A 12,618-nucleotide genomic window follows, 5' to 3' on the forward strand; every position below is an offset into this window, starting at 1 on the left:
AACAGTACGATGAACGGTGAAGACTCGGCCCGGCGCGGGGTGCGCCGATCGCAAGGATAAAGCACCCGGCGGATGCCCGGGCGGGCCCGCGCGCAAAAAAGGAGAAAGCGGATGCTGAACAATGTGGAACTCGTGATGAGGCTCGTGCTCGCGGCGGCGCTCGGCAGCGTGATCGGTATCGAGCGGGAGCGGTTGTCGTGGGCAGCCGGCCTGCGCACCCACATGCTGGTCTGCGTCGGTTCGGCGCTGATCATGATCGTGTCGGCCTTCGGCTTCGCCGACGTCCTCGGGCAGGCGCACGTCGATCTCGATCCGTCGCGGATGGCCGCGCAGGTCGTGTCCGGGATCGGCTTTCTTGGCGCGGGCTCGATCCTGCTGCGCGGCGAGATCATCCGCGGGCTGACGACGGCGGCGAGCCTGTGGTCGGTGGCGGCGGTCGGGCTCGCGGTGGGGGGCGGACTGTACACGGCGGCGATCGCCGCGACGATCATCATGCTGATCATCCTGGCCGGTATCAAGCCGCTCGAACGCCGCTACATCACGGTGCGCCAGCGTCGCCAGATGTCGCTGCTGGTGGAGCGCGGCACGCTGACCTTCCATACGCTGCACACGGCGCTCGGCGTCGACAGCGCGCGGGTCAAGCAGTTCGTCGTCCAGCAGAGCGAGGATTCGCCCGACTGCGACGAGGTGACGATCGCGCTGGCGCGCGTCTCGACGCAGGAATACGAGGCCATTTGCGCGAAGGTCCGGCAGTTGCCGGGCGTGAAGGGTTTCCAGGATCGGCAGAGCACGTTGCCTGACGAGTGACATGCGGTGTCCGGCGTTCGGCGTTCGGCATGAGACAATGGCCGCTTCTCGTGATTGAGCACAGCCTTTGTCCGGCGCGTTCGCCGCGCCGCAGCAGCCGATGACCGATTCCGTCTCCCTTTCCCGTCCCCGTTCCCCTCGTTCGACCCGCGCGCCGAGGCGCTCGCGCGCCGCGGCGGCCGACAGCGCCGCGCCGGCGCGCACGACGACCCGGCCCGCCGGCGGCGAGGCGGGGCGCGACGCGCGCACGCTCGACCTGTTCGGGATGCCGGTTGACGAGGCGCACACGGCCGCCGGCCCGGCGGCCGTCACGCATGAGGCCGACGAAGGCCCGGCTGTCGCGATTGACGACGGCCGGCAGGGCAAGCTCACGGGCTTCGAGCCGCCGGCGCCCGTTGCGGCGGCTGAGCCGGACAAGGCGCCGGAGGTGGATTTGACGATGGGCGCCGATGCGCCGTCGTCGGGCGCGTCGACGGCCGGTGCGTCGGCCGACGCACCGGGCCGGGACGAGGCGGCGCGGGGCGAAGTGGTGGCGGAGGCGGTCCTGCCGGTCGACGCGGCTTCGTCGCCGGCCGTCGCACCGCCGCCCGCTCCCGCGCGATCCACGTCCCGCCGAACGACGCCGCGCCGCGCCGACCCTGCCAACGCCCCGGAAGGCGCGGCGGCCGTGGCTGCGCCGAAGCGCCGGGCGTCCCGTCCGGCGGCGGAGCCCACGGTCGCTCATGCCGAACCGGCGGTCGGGTTGGCCCCGGCAGCGGCCCCGGCAGCGGCAGCAGCGCCTGTCGCATCGGCCGCACCCGCACCCGCACCCGCCGCGGCGCTCGCGGCAACGGCGTCGTCCGCGCCGGCCGACACGCCGGTTCCCTCCGCCGCGACGATCCTGGTGGCCCCGGCGGCCTCCGCTGCCTCGTCCGCCGCAACCGACGAGGCGCCAGCGCCTCAACCGCCCGCCGTCGATCTCGACGCGCACCTGCGGCCGCTGGCGGACCGGATCCGGGCCTTGCAGATCGAGACCGTCGAGCTGCGGCGTGCGGCGGGCGCGGAGATGCGGCGCGTGAACCGGCTGCTGCTCGCGCTCGCGGTGATCGTGGTGGTGGGCGTCGGTGCGCTGGTTGCGCAGACGATGACGGTCTCCGGCCTGAAGCATGAGACTGTTGCGTTGCAGCAACGCATCGACCGGCTGGCGGCTGCGCAGGAAACCCAGCAGGCGAACCTGATCACGCTGGCCCAGCGCCAGGACGAGCAGGGCGCGCAGGTCGAACGGCTGACCAATCGCTTGTCCGTGGCGGCCCGGCCGGCTCCGAAGCCCGCCCGCCATCCGCGTTCCCGCTGACGCGGGCAGGGGGCGCATGCAGGCCCCCTGCGGCCGATTGCTGCAGTGCACTAGTCAGATTCAGGGAAAACCCTTAGAATTCATTCCTGGGGAAAACCCTAGTCCTTATCTGACAGGAGTCGCACATGAGCTTCATCCTCGCTCTGCTTCAAAAGATCGACGATCTCTTTGCGTCGCCGCACTTGCCGCTCGACGCCGATTACTCGTACGCCGCCCGCCACGCCGAGGCCGAGCGCGTGCGCCAGTCGCACATCGTGCCCGTCGGCCTGCCGCGCCACTGATCGTCCGCCCCGGCCGACGCGCCGGCGCATTGCATCGCGGGCGCGCATTCGCGTCGCCCCGTCCGTTTCCGCCCGCTACACTCGGTAGTGTCTCCGCTTCGCGCACAGGTGCGACATGCTGCAGATGCGACCGATGACTCAAGAGGAATTCCGCCAGTACCGCCGGCGCGCGGTGTCCGGCTATGCGCGGGATCTGGTCGAATCCGGCCAGGCGCTGCCCGCTGATGCCGAGGCGCGCGCGGCGGCCTGCCTCGAACTGCTGTTGCCCGACGGGCTCCTGTCCGACGACCAGGTGCTGCTGACCGTGCGGGCCTCGGCCGAGGGCGAGGCCGAGGCCGAGCCGCTGGCCAGCCTGTGGTACGCGGTGGTCACGGAAGGCCCCCATCGTTCGCTGTTCATTCACGATCTGGAAGTCGATGCCGCGCACCGCCGCGAAGGTGTCGCGACGCGTGTGCTGCTCGAGGTCGAGGAGGAGGCGCGCCGGCTCGGCGTGACCCAGCTGGGCCTGTCGGTGTTCCGGCACAACGCGGCGGCGCTGGCCTTGTATCGCGGCCTCGGCTACGCGGACATCACCATCACGCTCGTGAAGCCCGTCGCGCCGCCCTGATCCTCGCGCGGCGGCGCGCCCTCCGCTTTCTTCAAATACGACGACGGCCCGCCCGGCATTTGCCGGGCGGGCCGCTTGCCTGCCGCGCGCGACGCGGTTCCCGGCTGCGGGCTCAGTGGCGCGGGCGGGCGGCGTCGCCGCGCCAGGCGCGCAGCAGCAGCGCGTTGGTGACGACGCTGACGCTCGAGAACGCCATCGCCGCGCCCGCGATCACCGGGTTCAGCAGGCCGAAGGCCGCGAGCGGCACGCCCACCAGGTTGTAGACGAACGCCCAGAACAGGTTCTGCTGGATCTTGCGGTAGGTGCGGCGCGAGATGTCGATCGCGTCGGCGACCAGCGCCGGATCGCCGCGCATCAGCGTGATGCCGGCCGTGTGCATCGCGACGTCCGAACCCGTCGCCATCGCGATGCCGATATCGGCGGCGGCGAGGGCGGGCGCATCGTTGATGCCGTCGCCGACCATCGCGACGATGTCGGCGGGGCTGTGCTTCAGCGCAGCGACCACGCGGGCCTTGTCGTCGGGCAGCACCTGCGCGTGGACCTCGTCGATGCCGAGCGCGGTCGCGACGGCGGCCGCACTGCCGGCGTTGTCCCCGGTCACGAGCGCGCAGCGCACGCCGCGCGCGCTGAGCCGGTCGAGTGCCGCGCGCGCGCCGGGTTTCAGCGTGTCGCCGAAGCCGATCAGGGCGAGCGCGGCGGCGGGCGCGTCGAGGCGCATCAGCCACGACACCGTATGGCCCGCCGCTTCCAGCTCGGCCGCGCGTCGCACCGCGTCGGGCGGCGCGACGATGCCGAGTTCGCGCAGCCACGGCCCGCTGCCGAGCGCGAGCCGCATCCCGGCGACCTCCGCCTCGACGCCGCGGCCGGCCACGGCCCGGGCGTCGCCGGTCGGCGCGGCGGCGTGGACCGACTGGCGGGCAGCGGGGTCCGCGTCGGCGGCCGCGACGACCGCGCGGGCGAGCGGGTGCTCACTACGGCGCTGCACGGCGGCCGCGAGCGCGAGTGCGTCGCCGCGCGCGATGCCGATCGGCTCGAAGGCCGCGACGGTCGGCCGGCCTTGAGTCAGCGTGCCGGTCTTGTCGAATGCGACGATGCGAATGCGCTGCGCGAGTTCGAGCGCCTGGGCGTCCTTGATCAGCACGCCGCGCCGCGCGGCGACGCCGGTGCCCGCCATGATCGCGGCCGGCGTGGCGAGGCCGAGCGCGCAGGGGCAGGCGATCACGAGCACGGCGACGGCGTTGAGGATCGCGGTTTCCGCGCCGGCCCCGGCGAGCAGCCAGCCGAACAGCGTGGCGAGCGCAATCACGAGGATGACCGGCACGAACACCGCGCTGACCCGGTCGACGAGCCGCTGGATCGGTGCCTTGTTCGCCTGTGCCGATTCGACGAGCCGGATGATGCGCGCGAGCGTCGTTTCCGCGCCGATCGCGGTGGTGGCGACGGTCAGCGCGCCCTCGCCGTTGATCGCGCCGGCCGTGACGCGATCGCCGGGCGCTTTCGGCACGGGCAGGCTTTCGCCGGTGATCAGTGCTTCGTCGACGTGGGTCGCGCCCGCGACGATCTCGCCGTCGACGGGGATCCGTTCGCCGGGCCGGATCGCGACCTGCGTGCCGACCCGCACCTGGGCGAGCGGCACGTCGCGTTCGACGCCGTGTTCGACGACGCGCGCGCGGTCGGGGCGCAGCGCGTTGAGCGCGCGGATCGCGTCGGTGGTCTGGCGCTTGGCGCGGGCTTCGAGCCATTTGCCGAAGCGCACGAGCGTGATGATCACGGCGGACGCCTCGAAGTACAGATGCGCGTGGCTGTCGGGATAGCGCGCGAGTTGCCAAAGGCTCAGGCCGTAGGCGGCGCTCGTGCCGAGGGCGACGAGCAGGTCCATGTTGCCCGCGCGCGCCTTGAGCGCATGCCAGGCGGCCCGGTAGAAGCGCGCGCCGAACCCGAACTGGACGAGCGTCGCGAGCACGAGCTGCAGCCAGCCGGGCAGCATCAGGTCGATGCCGAGCGGCGCGGCCAGCATGGGGAGCACGAGCGGGGCGGTGAGCAGCGCCGCGGCGATCACGCGGTTGCGCTCATGGCGGGCCTCGGCTTCCTTGCGGTTGTCGGCGGACTGCGGGGCGGCGGGAGTCGTGCGGGGCGTCGCGGGCGCGGCGACGCGGTAGCCGGCGGTTTCGACGGCCTTGATCAGTACTGCCGGATCGAGGTCGGTCGCGGCTTCGACGGTGGCGCGCTCGGTGGCCAGATTGACGGTGGCAAGCGAGACGCCGGGAACCTGGGCGAGGGCTTTTTCGACCCGCCCGGCGCAAGAGGCGCAGGTCATGCCGCCGATGTCGAGTTCGTGCGTGGCGGTGGCGGGTGCAACCGGAGCCGGGGCGTTATCGGGCAGCGAGGCACGATACCCGGCGGTTTCGACGGCCTTGATCAGCACAGCCGGATCGAGGTCGGCGACGGCTTCGACGGTGGCGCGCTCGGTCGCCAGATTGACGGCGGCGCGGGCGACCCCGGGGACTTGAGCAAGCGCCTTTTCGACCCGTCCGGCGCAGGACGCGCAGGTCATCCCGTCGATGTCGAACTCATGCGTGGCTCCGACCGCCGCGGCCGCGCGCGCAGGAGGCTTCGCACGCTGGATGTTGAACGGCACGGACACCGCCGCGACGACGGACGGAGCGGCGGGCGCCGCCTTGGGCGCGGCGTCGGCCGTCGATTCCGCGAGCGCGGCCTGATAACCGGCTTGCCGAACCGCGTCGATCAACTGCTCGGCCGTCACATCGCCCGCCAGTTCGGCATGCGCGCGCCGCGCATCGAGATCCACCCGCGCCTGCGCGACGCCCTGCACCTGCCGCAGCGCCTGCTCGACGCGTCGCGCGCAGCCGCCGCAGGTCATGCCGGCCACGTCGAGCGTGACCGCGCGCGCATCCCGCTGCACATCGGTGTCCGGCTCGAGCGCGCGCGCCGTATAACCCAGCGCGGCCAGCGCGGCGACCAGCTGCGCCGCCTCGACCGCCGGCTCGGCCTCGACCGTCGCCTGCCGCGCGGCCAGATCGACCGTCGCGCGCGTCACGCCCGGCACCTGCGCGAGCGCGCGCTCGACCTTGCCGGCGCAGCCGCCGCAGCGCATGCCTTCCACTTCGAGGCGGATCGTTTCACCCAGCGTCGGTAGCGTGAGATCAGTCATGGAGCCTTTCCTGGCAAACAGCGCAATCGCGCCAATGACCGAAGTATTAAGCTTCCCATGATGGGAAGGTCAAGCGAAGATGAATTCCCCTCTCGACCAATAGGGGATCAATCGTCCGGCCGGGCCTTCAGCATCGCGTCCGCGACGCCCGTCCGCGCGTCGCCGCCGTGCTCGCGCATGCGCTGCGCGGCGCCGATCCGATCGCGCGCGTCGCGGTTCTGGCCGAGCTTCCACTTGCCGACCAGCCGCGTCACCTCGATTTCGATGCCGACGATCGCCGCGAGCATCTGCTCGATGAAGTCGGCGGGCGCGTCGCCCATCTTCCACGGCGTGGGCTCGTCGGCTTCCATCCGGCGCGTGAGCCGGGCGACCAGCCCGCGCACGAAGCGTTCGTCGTCGCGCACCGTGAGCCGGCCGTGCGCGTGCACGACCATGTACTGATAGGTGGGCACATAGCGGTGGGTTTCCGCCTTGCCCGGGTACCAGCTTGGCGAAAGGTAGGCCGACGGCCCCTGGAAGATCACCAGCACCTCGGGCTGCCCGGTTGCCTCGCGCCACAGCGGATTGGCCCGCGCGACGTGCGCGCGCAGCGTGCCGCACCCGGCCGCATCGGGCTCGAACTCGAACGGCAGGTGATTGGCGTCGAGGCCGTCCGGCCCATGCGTGACGAGCGCGCCGAGCGGATGGTCGGCGATCAGTTGCCGCAGCGCCTCGGGGCGGCGCTCGTCGAAGTGGGCTGGCAGGTACATGATGACTCCCGAAACAATACGCCGGGCTGTGACGGCAGATAGGATCTGACGTGGCGATTGACGACGAATTGCGATGTAATCGCCGCAAATCCGGTTTTTCACCCGCGCCGGCATTGTTTTCGCGCGGGTGGGAATAGTACGATACAACCCATTCTGAAAGATTGCTTCACCCGGCCGGCGCCTACGCTACGAGGGACCACCATGCCATGCTGGCCGCCGCTCAACCGCGCAGTCCGGCTGCGCGTCTGTCGCACCATCACATGATAAGAATTCAACGAGAAACCGTTTACATGCGGCGCGCGTGCGCGTCGCTCGTCATCGCCGCGCTGCTGTCCGGTTGCGCGGCCACGCCGGAGGCCATCCAGCGCAAGACCGGCTGGATGCGCAGCGAAGTGGCCGATTCCTATATCTACGCGTATCCGCTCGTGCTGATGTCGGTCGCGAAGCAGGCCGCCACCGGCGGCGACGGCGCGCAGCCCGGCCAGGCGCCCGTCAACACGCTGCGCCACGCGCAGGCGCTGCCGCCGGCCGGCGCGTCGAATCCGCCGCTGCCGGGCGTCGATACGCTCGATTCGACCGGCTGGCTCGAGGTCGGCGCGGAGCCCGTGCTCCTGTCGCTGCCGGACACCCGGGGCCGCTACGTGGACGCCCGCGCGCTCGACATGTGGACCAACGTGCTCTGGTCGAGCGGCGCGAGCGCGAACCCGCGTTCCGGCATCAGCAGATCGCAAACGATTGCGTTCGTCGGCGCGGGGTGGACGGGCGCTTTGCCGGCCGGCGTGACGCGGGTCGAGGTGCCTGCGCGCGACGTGTGGCTGGAGATCCGCATCCAGACGAGCGGCGGCCGCGACCTGACCGCGGTCAAGAAGCTCCAGCGGGCGATCCGCGTGGTGCCGCTGTCGGTGTACACCGGCGCGGCGCGCGGCGCATCGATGGCGGTCCACACGGGCAGCGCGCCCGCCGAGGCGGCGAGCGGCGGCACGCCCGCCGCGCAGGTGGCCGCGCTCGATGCCAAGACTTTCTTCGAGCGTTTCGCGCAGGCCGTGCAGGACAACCCGGCCGCGTCCGACGACACGCACGCGCAGGAGATCCTCGCCGACATCGGCGTGACGGCGGGCGCGCCGGTGCCGTGGTCGGGCGACCGCCTCGCCGCGGCGGACGGCGGCGTGGCCGAGGCGCGCGACCGGCTGGCCGCGCCGCCGTCGAACCTGCTGGCCGCGAACGGCTGGAACTGGATCGGCGACAGCGCGGGCAGCTACGGCCAGGACTACGCGCTGCGCGCGTACGCCGCGTCGACCCGCTTCGGCGCGGCGACGCGCGACGACGAGACGCTCGCGCTGGTCCGCACCGACCGCGACGGCCAGCCGCTCAACGGCGCGAACCGCTACGTGGTGCGTTTCCCGGCGAATGCGCTGCCGCCCGCGCGCGCTTTCTGGAGCCTGACGACGTACACGCCGGACGGCGCGCTGCCCGAGCTGCGCGGCCCGCGGCGCTCGCTCGGCGACCGCGACCGGCTGCGCCGCAACCGCGACGGCTCGATCGAGATCGTCGTGTCGGCGACCTCGCCGGGCGGGGCCGCCGCGTCGAACTGGCTGCCCGCGCCGCGCGCCGATTTCGCGCTCGCGCTGCGGCTCTACGCGCCGAGGAAACAGGCGGCGGACGGCACCTGGCAGCCGCCCGCCGTCGTGCGCAAGTGAACGTCTTGCCGCGCCACTCGTCATACGAACGCATCCGCGCGCGCTGAACGGCGCGCGGATGCGTCGCGAGACGTCCAGCGCCTATACTTCGGAAAGCTGGACGTCTTCTTTTCCGTCTTTCCCCGGCGGCGCGCCTGCGTCGTCCCAATGGCACTTCACGTTTCCGTATGGCAAGCCTCGACAAAGCAACCATTCATTCGACCTTGCAGACACTCCGCGGCGTCGCCCGCGCGCGGCGCACGAAGCGCATCGGCCTCGGCATACTGATCTTCCTCGCGCTGTTCGGACTGCTCGGCTTCTTCGCCGCGCCGCCGCTGATCCGTCATCTCGCCGAGCAGCAACTGAGCCGGCAGCTCGACCGGCCCGCGACGATCGGGCGCATCGCGCTCAATCCCTACACGCTCAATCTCGAAGCGGACGACGTCCATGTCGGCGAACGCGGCGGGCAGGGGAATTTCGTCGACATCGGCAAGCTCGTGGTGCGGCCGTCGTGGATGTCGCTCCTGCGCGGCGCGCCGATCGTCAACGAAGTGCGGCTCGACGCGCCGCGCTTCCGGATCGTCCGCTACGACGCGCAGCGCTTCAATTTCACCGACCTGATCGACAAGTTCTCGACGCCGTCGAAGCCCGACAGCAAGCCGACGCGCTTCTCCGTGTCGAACATCCAGGTGCATGACGGCCGCATCGAGTTCGACGACCGCCTGCTGAACGCGCGCCACGTGATTGATCAGTGGTCGCTCGGCATCCCGTTCCTCGCGACGCTGCCGTCGAAGACCGACATCTTCGTGCAGCCGACCTTGCGCGCGCGGCTCGACGGCAGCCCGATCGCGATCGACGGCCGGACCAAGCCGTTCGCGCAGACGCGCGAGTCGGAGGTGAGCGTGAAGTTCGACGGGCTCGACGTGCCGCGCCTGTTGTCCTATGCGCCGGCCAAGCTGCCGGTGGTGGTGCGCTCGGGCAGGCTGTCGAGCGACCTGACCGTGAACTTCGCGATGGCGGGCGAGACGCCGGCGGTGCGCGTGTCGGGCACTGTCGACCTGAACGATGCGCAGGTGACCGACCCGGCCGACAAGCCGTTGTTCGCGGCGCACGCGATCCACATCGCGGCCGCGCAGCTGGAGCCGCTGCACCAGAAGCTGCATTTCGACGAGATCCGCATCGATCAGCCGGTGATCGATCTCGCGCGCGACCGGCAAGGTGTGCTGAACGTCGAGAAGCTGGCGGGCCCACCCGCCGCGCCTGCGGCGGCCGCCTCGGGCGCGTCGGCCGCCGCCGCCGAAGCGGGCAAGGCGGAGCCGCTCGACCTGACGATCAAGCGCTTCGCCGTCAACGGCGGCACGATCAACCTCGACGACAGCGTGCCGACCCCGGCCACCACCGTCTCGCTCACGCAGCTCGCGGCGACGCTCGAGAATTTCTCGCTGCAAGGCAGCGCCCCCGCGCATTACACGCTGTCGACCGAGGTCGCGCACGGCGGCGCGTTGAAGGCGGCGGGCAACGTCAGCGTCGCGGCGAAGCAGGCCGATACGCAGCTGACGGTCGATGCGCTGGCGCTGCCGGCCGTGCAGCCGTACCTCGGCGAGGTGACGGCGGCGCGCGTGCTCGACGGCGCGCTCAGCACCGCGATCAACGCGAAGGTCGATTGGGGCAAGACGCCGCTCGACGCGCAGGTCAGCGACAGCACGCTCGATCTCAAGTCGCTGAAGATCGCGCTGCCGAACGCGAAGACGCCGGCGCTCGCGCTGCCGCAGGCGAGCGTGAAGATCACGAAGGTCGATGCGGCGGCGCGCACGGCCGAGATCGCGAGCGTCGATGCGAGCGGGCTTGCGCTCGACGTGCAGCGCCTGAAGAACGGCGACATCGACCTGGCCGCACTGGCCGGCCCGCACGAGCGGGCGCCCGCGCGCACGGTCGCGGGCAAGGCGCAGCAGGCCGCGCCGTCGTGGCACTACCGGATCGACGCGCTGAACCTGAACGACGCGAAGGCGAACTTCACCGACAATTCCACGCCGCGCCCGGTGCGCATCGCGCTCGCGCCGCTGCAATTGAAGGTGCAGCAGATCAGCGACGATCTGTCGAAGCCGCTGCCTATCGCGTTGAAGACGACGCTGAACCGCAAGGGATCGCTGAGCGTGTCGGGCGACGTGACGGCCTCGCCGCTCAAGCTCGGCCTCAAGCTGAACGGCGATCGCCTCGACGCGGCGGCGTTCGAGCCGTACTTCGGCAGCATGCTGAACGCGACGATCGCCAGCGCGCTGCTCAATGCGAACGGGAATCTGGCATTCACGCAGGCCAAGGATGCGATGAAGGCCTCGTATCGCGGCGACATGGCGCTCGTCGACGTGCGGCTGCTCGACAAGGCCACCTCGGACCGCTTCGCGGGCTGGCGTTCGCTCGCGCTGTCGAACCTGAAGGCGAACTACGACAGCGCGCGCGGGACCGACGTGGATGCGGCGCGCGTGACGTTCGCCAACTTCTACGGGCGCGTGCTGCTCGATGCGCAGGGGCGTTTGAACCTGAAGGACGTGGTGGCGAAGGAGAGCGGCCCCGCGCAGTCGCTCACGCGCGACGCGAGCGGCAAGGAGCCGGTGCCGCTGACGCCGCAGCCGGCCTCGGAGGCGCAGGCCGCGCCTGCGGCGGCGCCCGCGTCGGCCGCATCGGCGCCCGCGCCGACCGTGGTGAAGGCGCCCGAGGCGCCGCAGCATCCGGTGCATCTGCGGTTCGGCCAGCTGGTGCTGCAGAACGGCCGCGTGAGCTATACCGACAACTTCATCAAGCCGAACTACACAGCCGACCTCGTATCGATCCAGGGGACGGTGGGCGCGTTCGGCACCGAGTCGACCACGGCCGCGCCGGTGGACGTCAACGCGAAGCTCGCGGCGAACGGCCCGATCACGATCAAGGGCTCGGTCAATCCGCTGATCGCGAAACCGGCGCTCGACCTCACGGCGTCCGCGCACGACATCGAGCTGACCAACCTGACGCCGTACTCGGCGAAGTACGCGGGCTATCCGATCACGAAGGGCAAGCTGAACGTCGACCTGCATTACAAGCTCGACAACGATCAGCTGGGCGCGAACAACCACATCTTCATCGACCAGCTGACGTTCGGCGACCACGTCGACAACGACACCGCGACCAAGCTGCCGGTGCGGCTCGCGATCGCGTTGCTGAAGAATTCGCGCGGCGAGATCGACGTGAACATTCCGGTGTCGGGCTCGCTGTCGAATCCGGAGTTCAGTATCGGCGGGTTGATCTGGCATGCGGTGCTGAACCTGCTGCAGAAGGCGGTGACGTCGCCGTTCACGCTGCTCGCGAATGCGTTCGGCGGCGGCGGCGAGGAACTGGGCTACGTCGAATTCGCGCCGGGCTCGGCGGAGTTGAGCGACGCGTCGCAGAAGAAGCTCGACACGATCGTGAAGATGCTCGCCGACAAGCAGTCGATCCGGCTCGACCTGATCGGCCGCGTGGATCCGGACAAGGATCTGCCGGGGCTGCGCGACGCGTATGTCGACCGGCTCGTGCGGCAGCAGAAGCTCAAGGACGTGGTGGGCCAGGGCGAGAGCATCGATCCGATGACGATCAAGGTAACGCCCGAGGAGTACCACACGTACCTGACGAAGGCGTACAAGGATGCCGACTTCAAGAAGCCGCGCAACCTGATCGGCTTGCAGAAGACGCTGCCGGATGCGGACATGAAGCAGGCGATCGCCGCGCATGCGCCGGTGGACGATGCGGCGCTGCGCTCGCTCGCGCAGCGCCGCGCGCAGTCGGTCCAGCAGTACCTCGACGGCAAGGTCGATTCGAGCCGCGTGTTCGTGGTCGCGCCGAAGCTCGATGCGAAGGGCATCGAGGACAAGGGGGCGACGACGCGCGTCGACTTCGGGCTCAAGTGATGCGGCGCGCCGCGGGCGGGGGGACGGCTCGCGGCGCGGCGGCGCGCAGGGTCGCCGCGTCGGCGTCGCTTCGCCC

At 71.0% G+C, this 12,618-nt stretch carries 8 protein-coding genes; 6 read left to right on the plus strand and 2 right to left on the minus strand.

Annotation, left to right across the window (positions count from 1 at the left end):
- The first annotated feature begins 111 nt into the window (after positions 1 to 111).
- The 4 genes from AC1RQF_RS01775 to AC1RQF_RS01790 all read left to right on the plus strand — a co-directional run bounded on the left by AC1RQF_RS01775 (position 112) and on the right by AC1RQF_RS01790 (position 3,028).
- Entirely contained in the window at positions 112 to 807 is a 696-nt protein-coding gene (locus AC1RQF_RS01775; RefSeq protein ID WP_273997332.1) for an MgtC/SapB family protein, read from the plus strand.
- 100 nt (positions 808 to 907) lie between these two features.
- A complete protein-coding gene (locus AC1RQF_RS01780; protein WP_492871165.1) occupies positions 908 to 2,140 on the plus strand; it encodes a flagellar hook-length control protein FliK in 1,233 nt (410 codons plus the stop codon).
- Positions 2,141 to 2,265: 125 nt separating this feature from the next.
- Complete coding sequence (locus AC1RQF_RS01785; protein WP_252984101.1) at positions 2,266 to 2,421, plus strand: hypothetical protein; 156 nt, start codon at positions 2,266 to 2,268, stop codon at positions 2,419 to 2,421.
- A gap of 115 nt (positions 2,422 to 2,536) precedes the next feature.
- A complete protein-coding gene (locus AC1RQF_RS01790) occupies positions 2,537 to 3,028 on the plus strand; it encodes a GNAT family N-acetyltransferase (protein WP_273997335.1) in 492 nt (163 codons plus the stop codon).
- A gap of 112 nt (positions 3,029 to 3,140) precedes the next feature.
- Here AC1RQF_RS01790 and AC1RQF_RS01795 read toward each other — a convergent pair whose 3' ends face one another.
- Both AC1RQF_RS01795 and AC1RQF_RS01800 read right to left on the minus strand, forming a co-directional pair.
- Positions 3,141 to 6,200 carry a heavy metal translocating P-type ATPase gene (locus AC1RQF_RS01795; protein WP_492871166.1) on the minus strand — a complete coding sequence of 1,020 codons (3,060 nt, stop codon included), beginning with the start codon at positions 6,198 to 6,200 and terminating at the stop codon, positions 3,141 to 3,143.
- 107 nt (positions 6,201 to 6,307) lie between these two features.
- Positions 6,308 to 6,949: an FMN-binding negative transcriptional regulator gene (locus tag AC1RQF_RS01800; RefSeq protein WP_273997337.1), complete on the minus strand. Its 642-nt coding sequence runs from the start codon at positions 6,947 to 6,949 to the stop codon at positions 6,308 to 6,310.
- 260 nt (positions 6,950 to 7,209) lie between these two features.
- Between AC1RQF_RS01800 and AC1RQF_RS01805 the strand changes: the two genes are divergently transcribed.
- On the plus strand, positions 7,210 to 8,646 hold the full coding sequence (locus AC1RQF_RS01805; RefSeq protein ID WP_273997338.1) for a DUF1254 domain-containing protein: 1,437 nt from the start codon (positions 7,210 to 7,212) through the stop codon (positions 8,644 to 8,646).
- Positions 8,647 to 8,813: 167 nt separating this feature from the next.
- Positions 8,814 to 12,542: a DUF748 domain-containing protein gene (locus AC1RQF_RS01810; RefSeq protein ID WP_492871167.1), complete on the plus strand. Its 3,729-nt coding sequence runs from the start codon at positions 8,814 to 8,816 to the stop codon at positions 12,540 to 12,542.
- Positions 12,543 to 12,618: the final 76 nt, after the last annotated feature.

The sequence above is a fragment of the Burkholderia sp. GW821-FHT14F03 genome, from assembly GCF_058803765.1.